This window comes from Amycolatopsis nivea, from assembly GCF_004522235.1.
Lineage (GTDB): Bacteria > Actinomycetota > Actinomycetes > Mycobacteriales > Pseudonocardiaceae > Amycolatopsis > Amycolatopsis nivea.
In genome coordinates, this window is sequence record NZ_SDLT01000003.1 from 23,893 (window position 1) to 47,944 (window position 24,052).

Annotated in this window: 21 protein-coding genes; 10 read left to right on the forward strand and 11 right to left on the reverse strand. The window is 68.9% G+C overall.

Going from position 1 to position 24,052, the window contains the following annotated elements; genetic code table 11:
- Positions 1-54: 54 nt before the first annotated feature.
- Complete coding sequence (locus tag EIZ44_RS04130; protein ID WP_439098581.1) at positions 55-2,481, reverse strand: Tex family protein; 2,427 nt, start codon at positions 2,479-2,481, stop codon at positions 55-57.
- A gap of 125 nt (positions 2,482-2,606) precedes the next feature.
- On the opposite strand from EIZ44_RS04130, the gene EIZ44_RS04135 reads away from it, so the two are divergent.
- A complete protein-coding gene (locus tag EIZ44_RS04135; protein WP_205673045.1) occupies positions 2,607-4,094 on the forward strand; it encodes a chitinase in 1,488 nt (495 codons plus the stop codon).
- Between the two features lie 46 nt (positions 4,095-4,140).
- Here the strand turns inward: EIZ44_RS04135 and EIZ44_RS04140 are convergent, their stop codons facing one another.
- Together EIZ44_RS04140 and EIZ44_RS04145 are read right to left on the reverse strand one after the other, a co-directional pair.
- Positions 4,141-5,589, reverse strand: coding sequence for a flavin-containing monooxygenase (locus tag EIZ44_RS04140; RefSeq protein WP_134727782.1), 1,449 nt, complete (start codon positions 5,587-5,589; stop codon positions 4,141-4,143).
- A gap of 80 nt (positions 5,590-5,669) precedes the next feature.
- Positions 5,670-6,761, reverse strand: a complete 1,092-nt coding sequence (locus EIZ44_RS04145; RefSeq protein ID WP_134727783.1) for a winged helix DNA-binding domain-containing protein — start codon at positions 6,759-6,761, stop codon at positions 5,670-5,672.
- Between the two features lie 79 nt (positions 6,762-6,840).
- Here EIZ44_RS04145 and EIZ44_RS04150 point away from each other — a divergent pair, with 79 nt between their 5' ends.
- On the forward strand, positions 6,841-7,857 hold the full coding sequence (locus EIZ44_RS04150; protein ID WP_134727784.1) for an AraC family transcriptional regulator: 1,017 nt from the start codon (positions 6,841-6,843) through the stop codon (positions 7,855-7,857).
- On the opposite strand, the gene EIZ44_RS04155 is transcribed toward EIZ44_RS04150, so the two are convergent.
- On the reverse strand, positions 7,854-8,456 hold the full coding sequence (locus EIZ44_RS04155; RefSeq protein ID WP_200864558.1) for a TetR/AcrR family transcriptional regulator: 603 nt from the start codon (positions 8,454-8,456) through the stop codon (positions 7,854-7,856). The two genes, EIZ44_RS04150 and EIZ44_RS04155, sit on opposite strands and share 4 nt — an antisense overlap.
- A 163-nt stretch (positions 8,457-8,619) precedes the next feature.
- Between EIZ44_RS04155 and EIZ44_RS04160 the strand changes: the two genes are divergently transcribed.
- On the forward strand, positions 8,620-8,910 hold the full coding sequence (locus tag EIZ44_RS04160; RefSeq protein ID WP_134727785.1) for a hypothetical protein: 291 nt from the start codon (positions 8,620-8,622) through the stop codon (positions 8,908-8,910).
- 78 nt (positions 8,911-8,988) lie between these two features.
- On the opposite strand, the gene EIZ44_RS04165 is transcribed toward EIZ44_RS04160, so the two are convergent.
- Together EIZ44_RS04165 and EIZ44_RS04170 are read right to left on the reverse strand one after the other, a co-directional pair.
- Positions 8,989-10,302 carry an MFS transporter gene (locus EIZ44_RS04165; protein WP_134727786.1) on the reverse strand — a complete coding sequence of 438 codons (1,314 nt, stop codon included), beginning with the start codon at positions 10,300-10,302 and terminating at the stop codon, positions 8,989-8,991.
- The gene (locus tag EIZ44_RS04170; protein WP_134727787.1) at positions 10,299-11,525 is read right to left on the reverse strand and encodes a M20 metallopeptidase family protein; all 1,227 of its coding nucleotides are present in this window, start codon (positions 11,523-11,525) and stop codon (positions 10,299-10,301) included. The genes EIZ44_RS04165 and EIZ44_RS04170 overlap by 4 nt, the downstream gene beginning before the upstream one ends.
- Before the next feature lie 119 nt (positions 11,526-11,644).
- On the opposite strand from EIZ44_RS04170, the gene EIZ44_RS04175 reads away from it, so the two are divergent.
- Entirely contained in the window at positions 11,645-12,676 is a 1,032-nt protein-coding gene (locus EIZ44_RS04175) for an Lrp/AsnC family transcriptional regulator (RefSeq protein ID WP_134663200.1), read from the forward strand.
- On the opposite strand, the gene EIZ44_RS04180 is transcribed toward EIZ44_RS04175, so the two are convergent.
- From EIZ44_RS04180 to paaI, 4 genes are read right to left on the reverse strand one after another with little or no spacing between them, the layout of a single operon-like run.
- A complete protein-coding gene (locus EIZ44_RS04180) occupies positions 12,645-14,240 on the reverse strand; it encodes an SMI1/KNR4 family protein (RefSeq protein ID WP_134727788.1) in 1,596 nt (531 codons plus the stop codon). The two genes, EIZ44_RS04175 and EIZ44_RS04180, sit on opposite strands and share 32 nt — an antisense overlap.
- Before the next feature lie 39 nt (positions 14,241-14,279).
- Positions 14,280-14,870 carry a TetR/AcrR family transcriptional regulator gene (locus EIZ44_RS04185; RefSeq protein WP_037811921.1) on the reverse strand — a complete coding sequence of 197 codons (591 nt, stop codon included), beginning with the start codon at positions 14,868-14,870 and terminating at the stop codon, positions 14,280-14,282.
- Positions 14,867-16,147, reverse strand: a complete 1,281-nt coding sequence (gene paaK / locus EIZ44_RS04190; protein WP_043839224.1) for a phenylacetate--CoA ligase PaaK — start codon at positions 16,145-16,147, stop codon at positions 14,867-14,869. Before paaK ends, EIZ44_RS04185 begins: the two co-directional genes overlap by 4 nt.
- Positions 16,144-16,539 (reverse strand): hydroxyphenylacetyl-CoA thioesterase PaaI, encoded by a 396-nt coding sequence (gene paaI / locus EIZ44_RS04195; RefSeq protein ID WP_043839594.1) that lies wholly within the window; start codon positions 16,537-16,539, stop codon positions 16,144-16,146. Before paaI ends, paaK begins: the two co-directional genes overlap by 4 nt.
- Before the next feature lie 200 nt (positions 16,540-16,739).
- Between paaI and paaZ the strand changes: the two genes are divergently transcribed.
- Genes paaZ through paaE form a run of 6 tightly spaced genes read left to right on the forward strand, consistent with a single transcriptional unit; the run spans position 16,740 to position 22,414 of the window.
- A complete protein-coding gene (gene paaZ / locus EIZ44_RS04200; protein ID WP_134727789.1) occupies positions 16,740-18,767 on the forward strand; it encodes a phenylacetic acid degradation bifunctional protein PaaZ in 2,028 nt (675 codons plus the stop codon).
- Entirely contained in the window at positions 18,764-19,705 is a 942-nt protein-coding gene (paaA, locus tag EIZ44_RS04205; protein WP_043839221.1) for a 1,2-phenylacetyl-CoA epoxidase subunit PaaA, read from the forward strand. The genes paaZ and paaA overlap by 4 nt, the downstream gene beginning before the upstream one ends.
- Complete coding sequence (paaB, locus tag EIZ44_RS04210) at positions 19,702-19,986, forward strand: 1,2-phenylacetyl-CoA epoxidase subunit PaaB (protein WP_009073848.1); 285 nt, start codon at positions 19,702-19,704, stop codon at positions 19,984-19,986. The genes paaA and paaB overlap by 4 nt, the downstream gene beginning before the upstream one ends.
- Before the next feature lie 8 nt (positions 19,987-19,994).
- A complete protein-coding gene (paaC, locus tag EIZ44_RS04215; protein WP_043839219.1) occupies positions 19,995-20,852 on the forward strand; it encodes a 1,2-phenylacetyl-CoA epoxidase subunit PaaC in 858 nt (285 codons plus the stop codon).
- Complete coding sequence (gene paaD, locus EIZ44_RS04220) at positions 20,846-21,337, forward strand: 1,2-phenylacetyl-CoA epoxidase subunit PaaD (protein ID WP_037811915.1); 492 nt, start codon at positions 20,846-20,848, stop codon at positions 21,335-21,337. The genes paaC and paaD overlap by 7 nt, the downstream gene beginning before the upstream one ends.
- Entirely contained in the window at positions 21,338-22,414 is a 1,077-nt protein-coding gene (gene paaE, locus EIZ44_RS04225; protein WP_134727790.1) for a 1,2-phenylacetyl-CoA epoxidase subunit PaaE, read from the forward strand.
- A gap of 520 nt (positions 22,415-22,934) precedes the next feature.
- On the opposite strand, the gene EIZ44_RS04235 is transcribed toward paaE, so the two are convergent.
- Positions 22,935-24,050 (reverse strand): adenylate/guanylate cyclase domain-containing protein, encoded by a 1,116-nt coding sequence (locus EIZ44_RS04235; protein WP_134727792.1) that lies wholly within the window; start codon positions 24,048-24,050, stop codon positions 22,935-22,937.
- Positions 24,051-24,052 lie beyond the last annotated feature (2 nt).

Below are 24,052 nucleotides of genomic sequence, written 5' to 3' on the forward strand. Positions count from 1 at the left end.
CCAAGACAACGAAAACGGCCTCCCGGGCAGTTCGGGAGGCCGTTTTCCGTTGAGCTACTTGCCGAATCCGGCGCGCCGCAGCGCGTCCGCCATCGCGCCGCCGCCTCCGGAGTCACGACGATCCCGGCCGCCGCCGCGCTGCTGCGGCTGGTTCCGGCGCTGACCGCCGCCGCCGCCCTGACCGCCGCCACCGCCGCCCTGGCCGCGATCACGTCCGCCGCCACCGCCGCGGTTGTTGCCCGCACCCGGCTCGTCGTCCAGGCGCAGCGTCAGCGAGATCCGCTTGCGCGGCACGTCGACGTCCAGCACCTTCACCTTGACGATGTCGCCCGGCTTCACGACGTCGCGCGGGTCCTTCACGAAGTTCTTCGACAGCGCGGAAACGTGCGCGAGACCGTCCTGGTGGACACCGACGTCGATGAACGCGCCGAACGCGGCCACGTTCGTCACCACGCCCTCCAGGCGCATGCCCGGCTTGAGGTCGCCGATCTTCTCGACGCCCTCGGCGAAGGTCGCGGTCTTGAACGCCGGACGCGGGTCGCGGCCCGGCTTCTCCAGCTCGGACAGGATGTCGGTGACCGTCGGGAGCCCGAAGGTGTCGTCGACGAACTCCGTGGGCTTCAGCGCCTGCAGGGTCCGCGCGTTGCCGATCAGCTCGCGGATGCCGGTGCCGGTGCGGTCGAGGATCCGCCGCACCACCGGGTACGCCTCCGGGTGCACCGAGGACGCGTCGAGCGGGTCGTCGCCGTCCGGGATCCGGAGGAAGCCCGCGCACTGCTCGAACGCCTTCGGGCCGAGCCGCGCGACGTCCTTGAGCGCGGTCCGCGAGCGGAACGGGCCGTTGGAGTCGCGGTGCGCCACGATGTTCTCCGCGAGCGAGGTCGTGATGCCCGAAACCCGGGTGAGCAGCGGGGCGGACGCGGTGTTCACGTCCACGCCGACCGCGTTCACGCAGTCCTCGACCACTGCGTCCAGCGAACGCGACAGCGACACCTCGGACAGGTCGTGCTGGTACTGGCCGACGCCGATCGACTTCGGGTCGATCTTCACGAGCTCGGCCAGCGGGTCCTGCAGCCGGCGCGCGATCGAGACCGCGCCGCGCAGCGAGACGTCCATGCCCGGCAGTTCCTGCGAAGCGAACGCCGACGCCGAGTACACCGACGCGCCCGCCTCGGAGACGACGGCCTTGGTGAGCTTCAGCTCCGGGTGCTTCTTGATCAGCTCGATCGCCAGCTTGTCGGTCTCGCGCGAGGCGGTGCCGTTGCCGATCGAGATCAGGTCGACGTTGTGCTTCCCGGCCAGCACGGCCAGCTCCGCGATCGACTGGTCCCACTTGTTCGCCGGCTGGTGCGGGTAGATCACGTGGGTGTCGACGACCTTGCCGGTCGCGTCGACCACGGCCACCTTCACGCCGGTGCGGAAGCCGGGGTCGAGGCCCATCGTCGCGCGGGTGCCCGCCGGGGCGGCCAGCAGCAGGTCGCGCAGGTTCGCGGCGAACACGCGCACGGCGTCGTCCTCGGCCGACTGGCGCAGCCGCATCCGCAGGTCGATGCCAAGGTGCAGCAGGATCTTCGTGCGCCAGGCCCAGCGCACGGTGTCGCCGAGCCACTTGTCGGCCGGGCGGTCCTGCTGGCTGATGCCGAACCGCGCGGCGATGCGCTGCTCGTACTCGGTCGGGCCGACGCGGACCGGAGCGTCCTCGGCGACTGGCTCGGAAGGCTCCATCGACAGGTCGAGGATCTCTTCCTTCTCGCCTCGCAGCATCGCGAGGATCCGGTGCGAGGGGAGCTTGGTGTAAGGCTCGGAGAAGTCGAAGTAGTCGGAGAACTTGGCCCCGTCGGTCTCCTTGCCCGCGCGGACCTTCGAAGCCAGATGGCCCTCGGTCCACATCTTCTCGCGCAGCTCGCCGATCAGGTCGGCGTCCTCGGCGAAGCGCTCGACCAGGATGGCGCGCGCGCCGTCGAGGGCGGCCTGCGCGTCCGCGACGCCTTTGTCCGCGTCGACGAACACCGCGGCGGCCGCCTGCGGATCGGTCGACGGGTCGTTCAGCAGGCCGTCGGCCAGCGGCTCCAGACCGGCCTCGCGGGCGATCTGCGCCTTGGTCCGCCGCTTGGGCTTGTAGGGCAGGTAGATGTCCTCCAGCCGCGACTTCGTGTCTGCGGCGAGGATCTGCGCCTCGAGCGCCTCGTCCAGCTTGCCCTGGCTCCGGATGGACTCCAGGACCGCGCCGCGGCGCTCGTCCAGCTCCCGCAGGTAGCGCAGCCGCTCCTCGAGCGTGCGCAGCTGCGCGTCGTCCAGCTCTCCGGTGACTTCCTTGCGGTACCGGGCGATGAACGGCACCGTGGACCCCTCGTCGAGGAGCCCGACGGCGGCCTTGACCTGCCCTTCGCGCACCCCCAGCTCTTCGGCGATCCGCTGCTCGACCGACTGCACGCTCAAAACCAGGCTCCTGCTTCGTCTCGGGTTGCTCCGAGCCTGCATTGTGCCGCTGCCCGCCCGGCGCGGCGCGCATGGCCCGCCGAAGCACCTCCGGAAGTTCCTTGACATCCGTATTGGTCTAGTCCATTTTGAGGTGACCTGGCTCACTGTCGTGCGGAGGTCTGCCCGTGTCCCCACACCCGTCCCCCCGGCGGCTGCCCGCCCTGGTGTCCCTGCTGGCCTCGGTCGCGCTCGCGCTCGGAGTCACGCTGGCCCTCGGCACCACCAGCGCGTCGGCCGCGAACATCCTCGCCAATCCCGGCTTCGAGAGCGGCTCGCTCTCCGGCTGGACCTGCACCGGCACCTCGTCGGTCGTCTCGACCCAGGCACACGACGGCAGCCACTCGCTGAGCGCGGCGCCCTCCGGTTCCGACACCGGGCAGTGCTCCCAGCAGGTCACCGTGCAGCCCAACACCGCGTACAAGCTCTCCGCGTGGGTCCAGGGCAGCTACGTCTACCTCGGCGTCTCCGGTTCGGCCGTGCAGAACACCTGGACGCCCGGAGCGACCGGCTGGCAGCAGCTCAGCCTGAGCTTCACCACCGGCTCGTCCACGAGCCTCACGGTGTACCTGCACGGCTGGTACGGCCAGCCCGCCTACCTCGCCGACGACGTCAGCCTCGACGGCCCGGGCACCCCGCCCACGACCTCCACTTCGCCGACGACGCCCACGACCCCGACCACGCCGCCGACGACCACCACGACCAGCACCCCGCCGCACAACGGCGACCTGCCGAAGCACATCCTCACCGGCTACTGGCAGAACTTCGACAACGGCGCGAAGACCCTGAAACTCGCTGACGTGCCCACGACGTACAACGTCATCGCGATCGCCTTCGCCGACGCGACCACGACACCCGGCGCGGTGAGCTTCACGCTCGACCCGGCGTTGTCGTCGAAGCTCGGCGGCTACACCGACGCGCAGTTCCGCGCGGACATCAAGACCGTGCAGGCACGCGGCCAGAAGGTGATCATCTCGGTCGGCGGCGAGAAGGGCACGATCAGCGTCGGCGACAGCCAGTCGGCGAGCAACTTCGCCAACTCGGTGAAGCAGCTGATCTCGACCTACGGCTTCGACGGCGTCGACATCGACCTGGAGAACGGCATCAACGCCACCTACATGGGCCAGGCGCTGCGCAGCATCCACGACGGCGGCGGCTCGGTGATCACCATGGCGCCGCAGACGATCGACATGCAGTCCACCCAGGGCGGCTACTTCCAGCTGGCGCTGAACGTCAAGGACATCCTCACCGTCGTCAACATGCAGTACTACAACTCGGGCGCGATGAACGGCTGCAACGGGAACGTCTACTCCCAGGGCACCGTCGACTTCCTCACCGCGCTCTCGTGCATCCAGCTGCAGGGCGGACTGCGGGCCGACCAGGTCGCGTTCGGGCTGCCGTCGTCGGGCTCGGCGGCGGGCGGCGGGTACCAGTCGCCGTCGAACGTCGTGTCGGCGATGAACTGCATGGCCAAGGGCACCGGCTGCGCTTCCTTCAAGCCGTCGACGACGTATCCGGAGTTCCGCGGCGCGATGACCTGGTCCATCAACTGGGACGCGTCGAACGGCTACTCCTTCGCCACCACGGTCAGCGCGGGCCTGAAGAACCTGCCCTGAGTGGGAGCTCGTGAGTGTTTATGCCGGTTAGAACCGGCATAAACACTCACGAGCGCACCAGGTAGTCGGCCGGGTCGAGTGCCCTGGTCCGGCGGTCGTATTCGGTGACCAGCCCGGGCCAGTTGGTGCTCACCCGGCCGTTCTCCTGCCGGTACCAGCTGGTGCACCCGCTCCAGACGCTGTGCGAGAGCCGCGCCTGCACCTCGCGGTCGTAGCGCTCCTCGACCTCGGCGCGCACCTCCAGCGACGCCACGTCCGGCCGGGCGAGGTGCTCGACAGCCTGGCGGAGGTAGCGGGCTTGCCGTTCGATCATGTAGATGATCGAACCCGCGCCGAGGTTGGTGTTGGGGCCGTAGACGCAGAACAGGTTCGGGAATCCCGGCACCGTCATGCCGAGGTACGCCCGCGCGCCGCCGCTCCACGCCTCGGCCAGCGACCGTCCGTCGCGGCCGAACACCTTCATCGGACCGAGGAATTCCGTCGCCTTGAACCCGGTGCCGTAGATCAGCACGTCCGCCTCGTGCTCGACGCCGTCCGCGGTGCGCACGCCGCGCGGGGTGATCTCCTTGATCGAGGACGTTTCGACCGACACGTTCGGCTGGGCGAGGGCGGGCAGGTAGTCGTTGGTGAACAAGATCCGCTTGCAGCCCAGCGGATAGTCCGGCTTGACCTTGCGGCGCAGCGTGGGGTCCTTGAGATGACGGCGGCGCAGTTGAGCGGTGCGCAGTTCGAAAGCCTTGGTCAGCACCGGGTGCCGCGTCATGCCGTACGTCGCGTACTCGGCGAGCAGGAAGATCCGCGCGCGGCCGAACAGCTGCGTCTTCGGCAGGCGGCGGAAAAGCCGCTTCTGCCAGGCTTTGTAGCGGCCGTCGTTCTTGGCCATGATGTAGGGCGGCGTGCGCTGGAAGACCGTGACGTGCGCGGCTTCCTTGCGGATCTCCGGCACGAACTGGATCGCGCTCGCGCCGGTGCCGATCACCGCGATCCGCTTGCCCGCCAACGGGATTTCGTGATTCCACTCCGCGGAGTGGAACGCCGCTCCCGCGAAGGTTTCGCGGCCGGGGATCGACGGCAAGGCCGGCCGGGAAAGCTGGCCGACGGCGGGCACGAAGACGTCTGCCTCGAAGGTTTCGCCCTGTGCGGTCTCGACGCGCCAGCGGCCGTTGTCGTAGGTCGCGGACGTGACCTCGCGGCCGTACCGGATGTGCGGTTCGATGCCGTACTTCGCGATCACGCGCTTGAGGTAGGCGTGGATGTCCGGCTGCATCGCGTACCGCTTCGGCCAGTCCGGATTGGGCTCGAAGGAGAACGAGTACAGCGGCGACGGGATGTCGCAGGCCGCGCCGGGGTAGGTGTTCTCGCGCCACACGCCGCCCGGTTCGGCCGCCCGCTCGAGGATCGTGACGTTCGGGAAACCGGCGCGCTTCAGCTCGATCGCGGCGCCGATTCCGCCGAACCCGGTGCCGACGATCAGCACCGACGGGGTGTCGTCCATAGGCCGAAGTTACGCAGGCGGTCGCCGGTGCGGAAGGCACGAACGGCCACTCGATCGAGAATTCCGGCCAGCGGACGCGGCTACCCGGGCACGACCTGGACCACGTGCGTCTTGCCGGGCTCGGCCCACGCGAGCAGCTTCCGCGCGGAGCTCTCCAGCGCGGCGATGTCGCGTTTCGCGAGCCGTTCGAACGGGGTGAGGACCATCGTCGCCGACGCGCGGTTGGCGGTGGTCTCCCAGATTCCCCGGACCCGGCCGTCGACCAGCAGGGTGCCTTTGACCAGGCCGTTGATGGTGATCACGCGTTTGCGGTGCTCGTCGCTGATCATCCGGGTGCGGTCGGCGTAGGACAGCAGCGTCTGGTCGAACGGGCCGAGCAGCCTCGTCGGCGCGGGCGTGTCCTCGTCGGGCAGCGTCGCGTCCGGCAGGTCGTAGATCGTGCGTCCTTCGGGGTCGAGGTACGTGCGCAGGTCCATCTCCTCGACCACCTCGCCGAGCTTCGTGACGCCAGCCCAAGCCTGCACGTCGGCCACCGTCGCCGGGCCGAACGCGGCGAGATAGCGGCGGACCAGTTCGGCGGCGGATTGCGCCGGCGCGTCGACGCCGTCGAGCCAGTGGTCCGCGACTTGATAGGTGGGCTGCCCGGCCTTGCCCCACACGCCGCGCGGCGGGATCTGCACGAGCGGCAGGATGGCGCGGACCAGGAACATCAGCGACCCGGCCGGCGTCTCCGGATAGTGCTCGACCAGCGCTTTGCCGAGCTGATCGCTCGAGTACGGCCGCTCGCGCAGCAGTTCGCTGGTCGTCTTCGCCACCGCGTCGTGGTCGAGTTTGGACAGCGGTTCCCGATGCTGGTTGGCCGCGGTCAGGGCGCGGTCCATGACGATCTGCACCAGCGGCCGCCACGCGAGCGCGTCTGCGGCCGGGACGAGGTGCACCGTGCCGCGCATCAGCACCATCCGCACCACGCTGCGGTCGAGCAGCAGGCTCGCGAGATCGTCCGGCTGGAAGTCCTGCAACCGGCACCACAGCGCGTAGTACGGCGGGAACGGCGCTTGCGCTTGCAGCCCGGCGAGGTGGGTGACGGCGTCGAGCACCGGCATCTTGGCGGGCTTCAGGAGCAGTTGCCGGTGGAGGGTGGCGCGGTTGAGGACGCGGTGGGAAAGGTGCACGGCGGGAGCTTAACGAGCAACCCGGACAGTTTTGGCCCTCGAACGCACGCGGGCGGGCGGTTGATCCATAATTCCGGCCATGGCCGAGCTAGCCGCACCCGCCATCCGCGACTGGGACTACCCGCGCGGCACGGCGAGTGTGCTGCTCATGCACCGCTTCGCCGAGGAACGCGGCGTCTCGCTGCCCGGAGTGCCGGTCGAGGAACTGCGCGCGCCGGATCGGCAGCTCGACGCGCGGCAGGAGCTGGCCGTCGTGCGGGCATTGCTGACCACGGTCGGCTCGGGGGACGACGTCGCGCTCAGCCTCGGCTGCCGGTACCGCGCGACGACGTTCGGCATCTTCGGTTTCGCCTGCATCAGCAGCCCGACGATGCGCGACGCGATGGTGTTCGCGTTGCGCTACCTGGATTTGTCCTTCACCTTCTGTATTCCGCACGTCGAGCTGGACGCCGCCGGACTCCGCCTGGTGCTGGACGATTCGCGGGTGCCGGACGACGTCGCCCGGTTCCTCGCGCTGCGCGACCTGTCCGCGATCTGCACGGTCATGCGGGACCTGCTGCCGGAGATCTCCTTGGAACGCCTGGAGTTCCGCTTCCCATCGTCGTCCTTTGTGGACTCTTATCGGACGGCCTTCGGCGTCGCCCCGATCTTCGGCGCGGCCGAACACCGGGTCACCCTCGATCCGGAGCTGTTGAACCTTCCGCTGCCGCAGGCCAACGAGCAAACCGTCGCGTTGTGCGCCGCGCAGTGCGACGCTCTCGTCGCCCGCCGCCGCACGCGATCGGGCGTCCCGCAGCTGGTGCGCGAACGACTGGTGCGGCTCGGCGGCGCGGACGCCGGGATGGACGAGATCGCCCGTCAGCTCACCCTCAGCACGCGAACCCTGCGACGGCGGCTGACCGAGGCGGGTACCGGCTACCGGCAACTGCTGGACGAAGTCCGGCAGACGCTCGCGGAAGAAATGCTCGACACCGGCGTGCTGTCCGTCGACGACGTCGCCCTGCGCCTGGGCTACGCCGAAGCGTCGAGCTTCATCTACGCCTTCAAACGCTGGACCGGGACGACTCCGGCCGCGTACGCCCGCCGCAACCGTTAGTTCTTTTGCGCCAGTACCGCCGGATAGGTGACTTCCAGCAGCTGCACCAGCGATTCCACCAGGAACGCGCGCAGTTCGGCCCGCTCCAGCGTGCCGCGGACGAGCCATTCCCGGGACGCGGCGCGCAACATCCCGCCGTACGCGCGGATCATCGCCCGCAGCTGCGGATGCCCGTTCTCGGGCAGCTGGGCGGCGGCGAGGACGCGGTCGGCGGCGATCTCGTCCGCCTCGCGCATGATCCGCTCGACCTCCGGGTCGTGCGCCGCGTCGATCACGGTCAGCCAGGCGTCGCGGTTGCGCTCCACGACGTCGATCCACCGGTCGATGCCGACCTCGAGGCGCAACCGGGGCGGGCCGTCCGGCAGCGCGTCGACGACCGGGGCGGGCACGATCGTCATCTGCCGCACCACTTCGAGGTACAGCTCGCGTTTGCCGCCGAAATAGTGGTTGATCAGCGGCCGGGCGACTCCCGCGGCGGCCGCGATGTCCGAAGTGGACACCGAGGAGTAGCTGCCGGCGCCGAAGCATCGCCGGGCCGCGGCGAGGATCTCGGCGCGGCGCTGCGCGGGGTCCAGCCGCCGCCGAGATCCGCTGTTCACCGGGCCAGCCTCGCCGCCGGGCAAGGTCGTTGTCAACACGTTGCGAAGCGCCCGGCGGCGTCGGCGCCGGATGCCGTTACCCAACCGGAACAACCGGCCGGTAACTCCGGCAGCCCCGGGCGCGACCTTCAGCCGGGGGACATGGGGCGAGCGGGAGCGGGCGATGGACGGCACGGACCAGCAGCCGCGGCCGTCCGGCCGATGGGTCGGGGTGCGGTTGCACTACCGGCATGTGCGGATGGACGACCGGCCGTGCGCGACCGGCTGCCCGGAGGACGAGCTGACGGTTTCGTATCCCGGGATACTGATCAGCAGCTACGACGACGGCGATCTGGTGGAGGAACGCTGGGTGCCGCTGGGAGCGGACCCGAGCGAGGAGGACGACGAGGCCCTGATCGAACAGCTGCGCGCGGCGCTGTGGTGGCAGCTGGGCGAGACTCAGGCGGACAGCTGAAGCACGCCGACGGCCGTGCGGGGAACCCCGCACGGCCGGGTGGCGAACTGTCCACAAGAGACGGACGGTGGCTCCGCCCTACGCTCCTGACCCGGTGACCGCCCGGTCGACCGCTTCCGTCTTCTCCCGCAGGTCCACGCCCCGGGTCTCCGGCAGCGTGAACACCACCAGCGCGCTGATCACCATCAGCACGATCCCGTAGACGATGAACAGCGACGGATGTCCGTTGCCCGCGAACAGCGTCTGCAAGTACGGCGCCGTGCCGCCGAACGCCGCGACCGCGATCGAGTACGGGACTCCGACGCCGACCGCGCGGATGCGGGTCGGGAAGATTTCCGCGTAGACCGCCGGGCCGATGGAGGAGAACCCGGCCATGAAGATCAGCGCGATCGACATCGCCACGAACAGCTGCCACGCCTCGTGCCCGACCATCGCGTTCAGCGGGAAGCTCAGCAGGAGCAGGCCCGCGATCGCGATGAACAGCACCGGCTTGCGGCCGATACGGTCGGACACGATTCCCCACAGCGGCAAGGCGATCAGGAAGACCACGTTCGCGAACACGCCCGCCCACAGCGCGCCGGTCGGCGGGACGCCGCGCACGGTGATCGCGTACGACGGTGCGGCGACGGCCCACATGTAGTAGATGACCGTCGCGCCGACCGTCAGGCCGATGACCTGGGCGAGCAGCTTCGGGTTCTGCTTGATCGTCTGCCAGATCTGGCCCTTTTCCTTCTCCGCGTCCTTCTTCGCCGCCTGGAAGACCTCGGTCTCGCGCATGCGGAGCCGCACGTAGAGCGAGTAGATCCCGAAGACGCCGCCGAGGATGAACGGGATCCGCCAGCCGAAGGAGAGCATCTGCTCGTGGGTCAGCACGCCGGAGAGGACCGCGCCGAGCAGGGTGCCGACGAGGACACCGCAGGTGCCGGAGAAGTAGATCAGGCTCGACCACAGTCCGCGGCGGGCCGGCGGGGCGACCTCGGCGATGTAGGTCTGCGCGGACGGCAGCTCGCCGCCGTGCGCGAGGCCCTGCGCCAGCCGTGCGACCACCAGGATCACCGACGCCCACACGCCGATTTGGCCGTACGTCGGGGAAAGGCCGATGACCAGGCTGCCCGCGGCGGCGATCGCGACGGTCAGCGCCATCGCGAGCTGGCGGCCCTTGCGGTCGGCGATCCAGCCGAACACCCAGCCGCCGATCGGCCGCGCGGCGAACCCGACCGCGAATACCGCGAGCGTGCTCAGCAAAGCCGAAACCGCGCTGTGAGCGTTGAAGAACTGCGCGGCGAAGAACGACGCGAACGTGGCGTAGACGTTCCAGTCGAACCACTCCATCGCGTTGCCGGCGCCGAGCCCGAACAGGGTGCGGCGACGGTCTGGGACCACAGAAGTCATCGCAATGCTCCTTCGGCGAACCGGTCGAGACGGCGGACGGCGAGTTCGGCGTAGACGGTGGCGGCGCGGGACAGCACGGACGGGTCGAAACCGGCGTACGGGCTGTGGTTGTTGGGCGCGGTGTCCGGTTCGAGGCCTGGCATCAGCGCGCCGAGGCCGAGGAACGTGCCCGGAACCGCGGCGAGCACGCGGGAGAAGTCCTCGGAACCGGCGACCGGGTTGGGCAGATCGGTGTAGTACTGCTCGCCGATCGTCTCGCGGACGACCTCGGCGCCGAACGCCGTTTCGTCGACATCCGTTACGGTCACTGGATATTCGTTCTCGAACACGACGTCCGCAGTGACGCCGTTCGCCCGCGCGACACCGTCGATCGTCTCGCGGATCGTGGTGTCCAGCAGAGCGGCGGTGTCGTCGGAGAAGCAGCGGACGGTGGCCTCGAACTCGGCGGTCGCGGGGATGACGTTGCGCTTCGTGCCGCCGCGGATGACGCCGACGGTGAGCACCGCCGGGTCGAAGATGTCCAGGCGGCGCGTGATCATCGTCTGCAGCGCGGTGATCATCGCCGCGGCGGCGGAGATCGGGTCCTTGGCACGGTGCGGCATCGACCCGTGGCCGCCTTCGCCGTGCACGGTCACGAGCAGCTTGTGCGAGGCCGACATCAGCGTCCCGGGACGGCTCGCGAACTGGCCGCTGGGCAGCATCGACGAGAAGACGTGGAGCCCGTACGCGGCGTCGACGCGTCGGCCGGCGGCGTCGAGCACGCCTTCCTTCAGCATCACGCCCGCGCCGTCCCAGCCTTCTTCGCCGGGCTGGAACATCAGGACGACGTCGCCGTTGATCCGGTCGCGGTGCGTGTGGAGCAGCCGGGCCGCGCCGACCAGCGACGTGGTGTGCAAATCGTGGCCGCACGCGTGCATCGCGCCGTTGGTAGCGGCGAAATCGAGCCCGGTCGCTTCCTGGACCGGGAGCGCGTCCATGTCGGCGCGCAACAGGACCGTGCGCGGCTGAGCCGAATCCCGGGCGGAGCCTTCGCCGCGGAGCACCGCGGTCACCGACGTCGTGCCGGTGCCGGTGGAGATCTCCAGCCCGAGCCCGTCGAGTTCGCGCAGGACCCGTTCCTGGGTGCGCGGCAGGTCGAGGCCGATCTCGGGCTCGCGGTGCAGTTCCTGGCGCAGCCGCGCCAGATCGTCCTGCTGGCTGCGGGCGTCTTCGTGGAGGTCCACCGGCTCGGCTCCTCTTCGTCGGGGAACGGCGTCTTGGTGGTCGAGTGTGCGAACTCACGCCTGATATCGCGTTAGAGTTGTCGGAATCGCTCGCGAACCGGCCCTCTGGAGAAGAAACAATGATCGACTCACTGGAGGAGGAAGACTTTTCGCTCATCCACGCGCTGCAACTGCGCCCCCGCGCCACCTGGACGCAACTGGCCGCGGCGCTCGACTCCTCCCCGGTGACGCTGGCCCGGCGCTGGGAACGCCTGCGCGACGGGGGAGCGGCGTGGGTGACGGCGTATCCGCACGTGCCCGGGCTGTACCAGGTGCAGGCCGCGTACGTGGAAATCCGCTGCGCGAGCGGCCAGGTACGCGAGCTGATCCGGGAGCTGGCGACGTGGCCTTCGGTGGCCAGCATCGAGGAAGCTTCGCGGGAATACAGCCTGGTGCTGACCGTTTTCGGCCTCGGGCTGCGCGACCTGTCCGCCCTGCTGCTGGACGCGATCCCCAGCCTGCCCGGGGTGCTCAACACCCGCTCGCACCTGGCGTCGCGACTGCACGTCGAAGGCAGCTCCTGGCGAGTAGGCGCTCTGGATCGGCGGCGCGTGCAGGCCCTGTCGCAACTACCGTCCATCGGCGGCGGGCGGATGGCCAAACTGCAGCCGTGGGAAGAGCCTTACGCGCCTTTGACTGTCGCCTTGGGCGAGGACGGTCGACGCAGCGCCGCGGATCTGGCGCGGATCACCGGACGTCCGGTCTCGACCGTGCGCCGCCAGCTCGGACACCTGCTGAACGCCGATGCTTTGACGTTCCGCTGCGAGATCGCGCAGGGACTGACGCCGTCGCCGATCGTCGTGAACTGGTGGTGCCAGGTGCCGGTCGCCCACGTGTCGACGTGCGTGGATCGCTTGCGCGCCAACCCGACCGTGCGGCAGATGGCGAGTTTGCCCGGGCCGGCGAATCTTTTGGTGACCACGTGGATGCGGTCGATCGAGGAATCGATGCGGATGCAGGAACATCTGGAACAGGACCTCGCGCCGCTGTCGGTGGTGGACTCGGCGCTGATCCTGCGGACGGTCAAGCGAATGGGCTGGCTGCTGGACGATTTGGGGCGCAGCACGGGGTTTGTGGTGACTATGCCCGCTCCGGCTCGGGAGGAGCGCTGAGCGAGCCGGTGAACTCTTGCAGGTGGACGTCGGCGCCGCGGAGCTGACGGAGGAACTCGACGGCGTCGGGCAGCAGGACGCGGCCGGAGACGGTCAGGGCGGCCAGCTGGGGGAGACGGTGGCCGGAGGCCAGGAGACGGGTGAGCTGATTCGCGTCGAGGGTGAGTACGCGCAGGGCTGGCAGGTGGGCTAGTTGGTCGATTGCCGGGATGTCGAGTCCGGCGATGGCGAGCCGGGTGAGGTTCGGGAGGGTGGCCAGCGGGGACAGGTCGACTGGGTGGGTGAGGTCGCTGAGGGTGAGGTCCCACAGGGTCGGATGACCGGCGAGCGCCTTGAGGTCGGCCTGTTCGGCTGAGATGGTGAGGGATTCCAGCAGCGGCAGCCCAGCCACATTCGGGACGACGGTCTTCATGCGATGGGCGCCGAGTTCGCGCAGCCCGCCAAGCGGTTCGAGCGCGGCGAGGTCGAGATGGGCTCCATCGCTCAGATGGCACGACTGGACCGCTGCCCGATCCGCAGCGCCGAGTTCGGCGGCCAGGTCTGTTTTCGCGACATCGCGGATGAGAAGCACATGGTTCTCGTCAGGGACGTCGTGGAAGGCCGCCTGGATCTCGAGCCGGGGATTGCCTTCATGGCGGGTGAACCGGCCCGCGCGGAGGGCGGTCACGACGTCGGCGAGCATGGCGGAGACCGAGGGGGCGAGCAGCCGGGCGACCTCCTCGCCGTGTTCGATCACCTGCCCGGACCGGCCGCCTTCGGCGGGATCGAGATCGACGGCGATCCACTGGTCGCTGTGGTTCCCGCCGAACGACACCCACCAGTCGTTGCGCGAAACGCGATTGATCCGTCCTGGCGGCACCGCTTCGAACACCACGCCCGCGCTGTGCGGTGGTTCGTCCCACGCGGCTCCGCGGTAGGCACCGGGCAAGCTGAAGAGGTAGTCCTCGATCACTGTCTCGAGCGAGTCGTGCGCGTAGTAACCGAGCAGCCCGGTTTCGCCGGAGTCCCGGCCCACCAGCCGGTGGAGCGCTCGCAGGTCTTCCGGCAACCGGATCTGGATCCGTGCCTCGGCGGCGGCGATCTCGTCCTCGCTCCGGCCCGGCTCCCAGTCCGGTGCGTGGCCGGTGATCGCGGTGTACCGCTCCGCGAATTCCTCGACTAACGCACGGACTTCGCGCAGCACCGCCGGGTCGGTCGGCGCCCCGGTCGGTTCGGTGCCCGCCGGTCGCCGCATGCCGGGGGCCGGTCGCCGCGGGCAACGGAAATCCGGATCGAACACGCGCCGGACCGGGGACAGCTGGTCGACGTCGGGGCTGGTCGTGAACCGGTAAGTGCCGTCGGCGCGTAACCGCACCTCATAGGCCGCCGGAGGACGGTCCGCCGGGTAGGCGCCGTGCACAGCATTGAGGAGATCACGCCCGCTGGCGTGTTCCGGTCCGTCAGTCCACGCTTCGACCGATCCCGCACTGCCGGTCGACATCTGCAGCACCGCCTCGGACCAGCCGTCGCCCGCCCAGCCGCGAAGCCGTTCTGCCAGAGTCCGCCCGATCTCCCCCAAGTCCACAAGATCAGCCTAGCGAGAAACGCCCGCCGACAGAGGGGATCAAGCACGCAATCCGTCGAACGCCATCTTGCACACCGCGTCCGCCAGTTCCTCCGGGGACGACCCCCGCCGCGGCCGGTACCACTCGATCAGCGAGTTCACCGTGCCGAACAGCAACCGTGCCGCGATCGCCGGGTCGATGTCCGGCCGGACATCGCCTTCCGCCTCGGCCTGCTTGACCAGATCCGTCACCAGATGATCGAACTCGCGCCGCCGCGCCAACGCCGCTCGCTCGGCCTTCGTATTGCCTCGCACCCGCAGCAGCAAAGTTACGAACGGCAGCCGATCCGCCAGCACCAGCACGCTTCCGCGCACCAGGTGTTCCAAGCGGTCGATCGCGCGCCCGTCGAGAGCTTCCGTCGATTCCGCGACCTCGAACAGTCCGTCCAAGGCCCGGCCCACCGCCAGCCGCAGCAGTTCTTCCTTGCTCGGCACGTGGTGGTAGATCGCGGATTTCGTGATGCCGAGCTTGCGCGACAGGTCCTCCATGCTGGTCCCGTCGTAGCCGCGGTCGTTGAAAAGCTTGACCGCGACCTGGAGCAGCGACTCCAGGTCGTAGCCAGGCCGGCCGCGGCGGGCGGGGGCGGTCACGAGCGTTCGTCCAGCACGCGGCGCATTTTACCGAGCGAGCGCTCCAGGGTGTCCGGGTCCACGACCTCCACCGAAACGCTCACGCCGACGCCGTCCTTCACCCCGGCGGACACCAGCGCGGCGGCAGCGTTCCGGGCTTCGGCGGTCGTCTCGGCGCGGGCTTCGACGCGCACCGTCAGGTGGTCCAGGCGGCCGCGGGTCGAGCGGACCAGCTGGAAGTGCGGGCTCAATCCCTCGGTGCGCAGCACGATCTCCTCGATCTGCGTCGGGAAAACGTTCACCCCGCGCAAAATGATCAGGTCGTCGCTGCGTCCGGTCACCTTCTCCATCCGGCGGAACGCGGGACGCGCGGTGCCGGGCAGCAGGCGGGTCAGGTCGCGGGTGCGGTAGCGGATGATCGGCAGCGCCTGTTTGGTCAGCGACGTGAACAGCAGTTCGCCGCGTTCGCCCTCGGGCAGCACCTGCTCGGTGAACGGATCGATCACCTCGGGGAAGAAGTGGTCCTCCCAGATGTGCAGGCCGTCCTTGGTTTCCGCGCATTCCTGCGCGACGCCCGGGCCCATCACCTCGGACAGGCCGTAGATGTCGACCGCGTCCAGCGCGAACCGTTCTTCGATCTCGGACCGCATCTGCTCGGTCCACGGCTCCGCGCCGAAAATGCCCACCTTCAGCGAACTGGCCCGCGGATCCACGCCCTGGCGTTCGAACTCGTCGAGCAGCGTCAGCATGTACGACGGCGTGATCATGATGATTTCCGGCTTGAAGTCCGTGATCAGCTGGACCTGCCGGGCGGTCATGCCGCCGGACGCCGGGATCACCGTGCAGCCGAGCTTTTCCGCGCCGTAGTGCGCGCCGAGCCCGCCGGTGAACAGGCCGTATCCGTACGCGACGTGCACCTTGTGCCCGGGCCGTCCGCCCGCGGCGTGGATCGAGCGCGCCATCACGGTGGCCCACGTGTCGAGGTCCTTTTCGGTGTAGCCGACGACGGTCGGCTTCCCGGTGGTGCCGCTCGACGCGTGCAGCCGGCGGATCTGGTCCTGCGGCACGGCGAACATCCCGAACGGGTAGCTCTCGCGCAGGTCGGCCTTGGTGGTGAAGGGGAACTTCGCCAGGTCGCCCAGTTCGCGGCAGTCGTCGGGGTGCACCCCGGCGTCGTCGAACTTCTTGCGGTACAGCGGGACGTTCTCGTACGCGTGCCGCAGGGTCCACTGCAGCCGTTCAAGCTGAAGTGCGGCCAGCTCGTCGGCGCTGACGGTTTCGGCGAGGGTGGGGGTCACTGTGCTTCCCGGGTCTTCTCGATGACGCGGCTGCGGCCGCGGAATTCGGCGACGACCTCGGGCCCGTCGGGGGTCTCCCGGTGCACCGTGACGTCGTAGATGCCGTTGCGGCCGTAGCGGGTGCGCTCGGCGGCCGTCGCGACGAGGTGGTCGCCCAGTTTTCCGGCGGCGACGAACGAGATCTCCGCGCCCGAGGCGACGGTGACCGGCCCGTGCGTGTTGCAGGCCAGGGCGAAAGCGGTGTCGGCGAGCAGGAACACGTAACCGCCGTGGGCGATGTCGTGCCCGTTGACCATCGTCTCGGTGACCTTCATCGTGGCCACCGCCCTGCCGTCGGCGGCCTCGACGAGTTCGATGCCGAGAGAGCGGGACGCCTCGTCGGTGTCGAACATGGCGTGCGCGGCGTTGCTGGTCACGAACTAGCCCTCCGGGACGGTGACTTACTGACCGAATGGCCGGTAATCCCGGCTGGAGCCCAGTAAAGGCCGCGCCTGGTGCGGTGTCAAGCAATGCGGGGGTTCCGATCAGCAGGGAGAACGGCTATCCTGCGAATTACTGAACGTCCGGTTGGTAATTCGGCGAGAGGGTCGGCATGGTTCTGCTCCGCAGCTACGTCTCCGGGGGATGGCACACAGCGCCGGGCGAGGGCGCCCCGCTGCACGACGCGGCGACCGGGGAGGAAGTGGCCCGGATTTCGTCGGAGGGGATCGACTTCGCCGCGGCGCTCGAGTACGGCCGCGAAGTCGGCGGTCCGGCGCTGCGGAAGTTGACGTTCCATCAGCGGGCCGCGCTGCTGAAGTCGCTCGCTTCGCACCTGCGCGAGCACCGCGAAGAGCTGTACGCGCTGTCGGCGCGCACAGGTGCGACGCTCGGCGACTCGAAGTTCGACATCGACGGCGGCATCGGCGTCCTGTTCAGCTACGGCTCGAAGGGCAAGCGCGAGCTGCCGAACGACACCGTGTACGTCGAGGGCGCGGTCGAGCCGCTGAGCCGCGGCGGCACGTTCGTCGCGCAGCACATCGCGACCCCGCTGCAGGGCGTCGCGATCCAGATCAACGCCTTCAACTTCCCGGTGTGGGGTCCGCTGGAGAAGTTCGCGCCCGCGTTCCTCGCCGGCGTGCCGAGCCTGATCAAACCGGCCAGTCAGACCGCGTACCTGACCGCGCGGCTCGTGGAGCTGATCGTTGAGTCCGGCATCCTGCCCGAGGGCACGGTGCAGTTCGTCGCGGGCAGCGTCGGCGACCTGCTCGACCACGTCACCGCGCAGGACCTGGTGTCGTTCACCGGTTCCGCGTCCACCGCGCAGAAGCTGCGCGCGCACCCGGCGATCGTGCGGAACTCGGTGCGGTTCAACGCCGAGGCCGACTCGCTGAACTGCTCGATCCTCGCCCCGGACGCCCGGCCGTCGACGCCGGAGTTCGATCTCTTCGTCAAGCAGCTGACCACCGAGATGACGGTGAAAGCGGGCCAGAAGTGCACCGCGATCCGCCGCGCGTTCGTTCCGGCCGAGATGCTGGACGACGTCGCTGAAGCGGTCAGCGCCCGGCTCGCCAAGGTGACGGTCGGGAATCCGAACGCCGAGGGTGTCCGGATGGGTGCGCTGGCCAGCCTGGAGCAGCGTGAAGAAGTACGTCGTTCGCTGAAGGCCCTGCTCGACGCGGGCAGCATCGTCTTCGGCGACCCGGAGCACGTCGACGTCGTGGACGGCGACGAGGCGACCGGCGCGTTCATCTCGCCGATCCTGCTCAAGGCCGACCCGGAGCGCGCCGAGCCGCACGAGGTCGAGGCGTTCGGCCCGGTGTCCACGCTAATGCCGTACACGTCGGTCAAGCAGGTCATCGAGTTCGCCGCACGCGGCGGCGGCAGCCTGGCCGGATCGGTCGTGACTGGCGACCCGGTGTTCGCCCGCGAGATCGTGCTGGGCGTCGCGCCGTATCACGGCCGGCTGCTCGTGCTCGACAGCGAAGACGCGAAGGAATCCACCGGGCACGGTTCGCCGATGCCGCAGCTGGTGCACGGCGGCCCCGGCCGCGCGGGCGGCGGCGAGGAGATGGGCGGCATCCGCGGCGTGCTGCACCACATGCAGCGCACGGCCGTGCAGGCCAGCCCGAGGGTGCTCGGCGCCGTCACCGGCCGGTGGGTCGAGGGCGGTCCGCGCGTCGAAGGCGAGCACCCGTTCCGCAAGTCGCTGGCGGAGCTGAGCATCGGCGACACCGTGGTGGCCGGCCCGCGCACCGTCACCCGCGCCGACATCGACCACTTCGCCGAGTTCACCGGCGACACCTTCTACGCGCACACCGACGAGGCGGCAGCCGCGGCGAACCCGCTGTTCGGCGGCATCGTGGCGCACGGCTACCTGGTCGTGTCGTTCGCGGCGGGCCTGTTCGTCTCGCCCGAACCGGGTCCGGTGCTGGCCAACTACGGTTTGGAGAACCTGCGCTTCCTCACTCCGGTCAAGGAGGGTGACGCGTTGACGGTCACCCTGACGGCCAAGCAGATCACGCCGCGGATCGACCAGGAGTACGGCGAAGTCCGCTGGGACGCCGACGTCACCAATCAGGACGGCGACTCGGTCGCGAAGTACGACGTGCTCACCCTCGTCTCGAAGGAGCAGCCGTGACCGCTGTGGCAGAGCCGGAATTGGAAGCCCTGTTCGAGCACACCATCGAACGGGACCAGCGCATCGAACCGCGCGACTGGATCCCCGAGGGCTACCGCAAGACGATGATCCGCCAGATCGCGCAGCACGCGCACTCGGAGATCATCGGCATGCAGCCGGAGGGCAACTGGATCACCCGCGCGCCCTCGTTGCGGCGCAAGGCGATCCTGCTCGCGAAGGTGCAGGACGAAGCGGGCCACGGGCTGTACCTGTACTCCGCGGCGGCGACGCTCGGGGCGGACCGCGCGGACCTCACCGACAAGCTCATCACCGGCAGGCAGAAGTACTCGTCGATCTTCAACTACCCGACGCTGACCTTCGCCGACGTCGGCGTGATCGGCTGGCTGGTGGACGGTGCGGCGATCTGCAACCAGGTGCCGCTGTGCCGGTCGTCGTACGGGCCCTACGCGCGGGCGATGATCCGGATCTGCAAGGAGGAGTCCTTCCACCAGCGGCAGGGCTACGAGCTGCTGATGACGATGATGAAGGGCACCCAGCAGCAGCGGGACATGGTGCAGGAGGCGGTGAACCGCTGGTGGTGGCCGTCGCTGATGATGTTCGGCCCGCCGGACGCGGATTCGCCGAACACCGCGCAGTCGATGGCGTGGAAGATCAAGCGGCACACCAACGACGAGCTGCGGCAGCGGTTTGTCGACATGTCCGTGCCGCAGGCCGAGGCGCTCGGCGTGACCTTCCCGGACCCGGAGCTCAAGTGGAACGCCGACCGGGAGCACTACGACTTCGGCGCGGTCGACTGGGACGAGTTCAAGAACGTGCTCAAGGGCAACGGCCCGTGCAACGCCGACCGGATCGCGCACCGCAAGCGCGCACACGACGAAGGCGCCTGGGTCCGGGAAGCCGCGGCGGCGCACGCGGCCAAGAAAGAGGTTTCGGCATGAAGCACGACTGGCCGCTGTACGAGGTTTTCGTCCGCGGGAAGCGGGGACTGAACCACGTCCACGTGGGTTCGCTGCACGCGGCGGACGACGAGATGGCGCTGCACCACGCGCGCGATCTCTACACGCGCCGCAATGAGGGAGTGTCCATCTGGGTCGTTCGCGCCTCGGACATCACCGCGTCGTCGCCGGACGAGAAGGACCCGTTCTTCGCGCCCAGCGGGGACAAGGTGTACCGGCACCCGACGTTCTACGACATTCCCGACAACGTTCCCCACATGTGAGGCCTGGGATGTCTTTCGACAACGTCTACGAAGCGATCACCGAGGACAACGACGCCCGGTGGGCCTTCGGCACCGGGTTCGCCGATCCTTTGTCCGGAGTGGACACCTCCGTTCCGTCCGGAGTGGACGGTGCGCAGCTCGCCGCCTATTGCCTGATGCTGGGCGACGACGCGTTGATCTTCTCGCACCGGTTGCAAGAGTGGGTGAGCAACGCGCCGGAGCTGGAGGACGAGGTCGCGATCGCGAACATCGGCCTCGACCTGCTCGGCCAGGCGCGGTTGCTGCTGGCTCGTTCCGGCAAGGCCGACGGCACGGACCGGTCCGAGGACACGTTCGCGTTCTTGCGCGCGGAGAACGAGTTCCGGAACGTCCGGCTGGCCGAGCTGGGCGGCGGGCACTTCGGGCACCTGATCGCGCAGCTGTTCGTGTTCTCGACTTGGCGGCTCGCGCTGTTCCAGCAGCTGGAGTCCAGTGTGGACCCGGTGCTGGCGGCTATCGCGGCCAAGGGCGTGAAGGAATTGGCCTACCACCGGGATTACGCCGCGCAGTGGCTGGTGCGGCTGGGTGACGGGACGCCGTTGTCGCACGAGCGGATGGCCGAGGGACTGGCCGCGGTGTGGCCGTATGTCGAGGAGCTGTTCTCCACGCATCCGTCCGAGATGGTCGACGCGGCTTCGCTGCGGCCGGAGTTCGACGCTGTGCTGGATCAGGCGTTGGCGGCGGCTACGTTGGAGCGGCCGGAGATCGGGGCTATCGCCGGGGTTTCCGGGCGGATGGGACGCGACGGCGTGCATACCGAGCAGATGGGGTTCCTGCTGGCCGAGCTGCAAAGTGTGGCTCGGGCGATGCCGGGAGCGTCGTGGTGACCGCGGTCGCGGTGGCTTCGACGGTCACCGATCCGGAGCTGCCGATGCTGACGCTCGCGGATCTCGGTGTGCTGCGCGAAGTGTCCGAAGAGGACGGTCGGGTGACGGTGTCTATTACGCCGACGTACACCGGTTGTCCGGCGATGGACACGATGCGGGACGACCTGGAGCACGCGTTGCGGGGTGCCGGGTACACCTCGGTTGAGATCCGTACGGTGCTGGAACCGGCTTGGACGTCGGATTGGATCAGCGCGGACGGGCGGCGGAAGCTGGCGGAGGCCGGGATCGCGCCGCCGGGGTCCGCGCCGCGGCGGGCTGCCGGGCCGATTCCGTTGACGTTGGGGCCTTCGGTGCGGCGGGTGGCTTGTCCGCATTGCGGGTCGATGGACACGGAGGAGCAGTCCCGGTTCAGCGCGACTGCGTGCAAAGCGTTGCGGCGGTGCCGGTCTTGCTGGGAGCCGTTCGAACACGTCAAGGAGATTTGAGTGACTGCCACCGTTTCCCGCCGTGCCGGGTTCCATCCGTTGCGGGTGGCTGAGGTCGAACGGCTTTGTGACGATGCCGTGGCCGTGACGTTCGACGTGCCGGAGGAGTTGGCTTCGGTCTACGCGTTCGCGCCTGGGCAGTCGCTGACCTTGCGGCGTCTTGTCGACGGGCGGGACGAGCGGCGGTCGTATTCGATTTGCGCTCCGGCGGGGGAGCGGCCTCGGGTCGGGGTGCGGTTGGTGCCGGACGGGGTGTTCTCGTCATGGCTGGTCAATGAGGTTCGTGCCGGGGATACCGTTGAGGTCTCCGCGCCGACTGGGTCGTTCACGCCGGATCTCGCTGCTGGTGGGCATCATGTGCTGATCGCTGCCGGGTCCGGGATTACGCCGGTGTTGTCGATTGCGGCCTCGTTGCTGGCTACGCCGGATGCTTCGGTGACTGTGCTGTATGGCAATCGGCGTACTGACACGGTGATGTTCGCGGACGATCTGGCTGATTTGAAGGATCGGTACCCGGCTCGGCTGGAACTTGTGCATGTGTTGTCCCGGGAGCCGCGCGAGGCTGAGTTGTTCACCGGGCGGCTGGATGCGGACAAGCTGCGTGCGTTGTTCGAATCGATTGTGCCGGTTGAGGATGTGGACCATTTCTGGCTGTGCGGGCCGTTCGGGATGGTGACCTCGGCGCAGGATCTGCTCGGGTCGCTGGGGGTTCCTGAGGAGCGGATTCATCAGGAACTGTTCTATGTGGACGATGTGCCGCCGGAGCCGGTCAAGCATGTCGACCCTGCTGTTGCGGGGGCTTCGTCCGAGGTGACGTTGGTGCTGGACGGTCGGTCCACGACGATGAACCTGCCTCGGGAATCGTCGGTGCTGGACGGGGCGCAGCGGTTTCGGCCGGATTTGCCGTTTGCGTGCAAGGGCGGGGTGTGCGGGACCTGCCGGGCTCGGGTGACCGAGGGGGCGGTCGATATGCGGCGGAATTTCGCGTTGGAGAAGGCTGAGGTGGAGGCTGGGTTTGTGCTGACTTGCCAGTCTCATCCGGTTTCTGAGCGGGTTACCGTTGATTTTGATGCTTGAGGGGGCTTACGCCCCCTTCGGGGGTGGGGGTTGCGTGGGGCACCCCGAAGCTTGATTGTGCTGACGGTCGGTGGGTGCTTGTCAAGGCGGGAAAGATGCCTTGACAAGCACCCACCGACCGCAGGGGAGCTTCGTATCGGGGTGCGGGGGAGGGGCTGGGTGCCTCGCTGTTGGGGTGCATCGGCTGCGGGAAGCGGCTTGGTGCCTCGACGGCTGGGTGCACCGGTGCGGATGCGTGTCTCGATGGTGGGTGCGCTGGCTGCGGTTTCGGTGGGGTGGGGGCTTGCGCCCCAATGTGGCATTGGGTGCGTCAGATGCACCCAATGTGGCGTTCGGTGCGTGGGACGCAACCAATGCCACATTGGGGCGACACCCCGGGCGGCTGCGGACCGGGCGGGTGGTCCGTGAAGGGCTCCTTGAGGGAATCCAGGTCCGGGAAGGAGACCCTCACGGACCGGTGAAGGGCCGTGAGGGCCACCCTGAGGGAATCAGAGTCAATGAGGGTTCCCCTCACGACCGGTCAGCGGCGTCGGCGGCGTTTTCGCGGAGCGGTTGGGGTTGGGAAGTCGTCTGGTTCTGGGGTTTCTGACGTTGGCTGGTCGCCTAGGCCTAGCATTTCCGCGGCCAGTTGCTGGGACGAGGCGAAGCGGCCGGTGGGTTTGTCTTTCGCCCTCCGCAGGGCAGAGGGGCGTAGGCGGTTGTAGCCGCGTACTGCGATGGGGCGGCGGGTGCGGAGATCGAACTGCGGCAAGGGTTCCAGTTCCCCGGCCAGTTCTCGGTCGACCAGTACGGTTCCTGGCCTTGCGGCTGAGGTGAGTCGCGCGGCCAGGTTCACTACGGAGCCGTAGACGTCGCCGAAGCGGGACAGGACTCGGCCCGAGGCCATTCCGGCTCGGACTGCGGGGAGGCCGCCGTCTTCGCCGGTGCGTTCGGCTAGCGTCAGGGCGATTTCCGCGCCGTCGGCGGGGGTGTCGGTGACGAACAGGACTTCGTCGCCGATCATTTTCACGACCCGGCCGTGGTGTTCCGCGATGACTTCGGTGGCCAGGGATTCGAAGCCGTCCAGGACTTGGGTCAGCTCTTCCTCATCCGCTTCTCTCGTGAAGCGCGTGTAGCCGACCATGTCGACGAAGCCGACTACCAGGGCGCGCGTTTCCAGGTCCTCGTCGGGGCTGGCGAAGGCGCGGCCGGCGAACGCGGCCAGGTGGCGGCGCCAGACGTAATTCTGCACTTGCTCCAGTTCGGGGAGCAGGCGTTCCACCAGGCGGGTGACCTGCCGGTCGCTGCGGGCCAGTTCCGGGTTTTCGGTGATCAGCGACCACAGCATGTGGACCTGCCACTCGGCCAGCCGGGACAGATGCTGGCCGAGGGCACGGGTCACCGCGACTTCCATGCCGGGCGCGACCAGGCCGGAACTCACCAGGCCGTCGGCGATGCGCATGGCTTCGACGTCGGCGTCGGTGAACACCACCTCGTCGTCTTCGACGGTGGCGAAACCCAGCGCCCGCCACAGCCGCCGCGAGCGTTCTTCGGGTACTCCGGCCCGTTTCGCTACTTCGAGCCGGGTGTAGCGGCGAGGGCCGCCCAGCAGGGCGCGTTCCAGCCGCTGCTGCAGGTCCCGGGAAGGATCGGCCACGG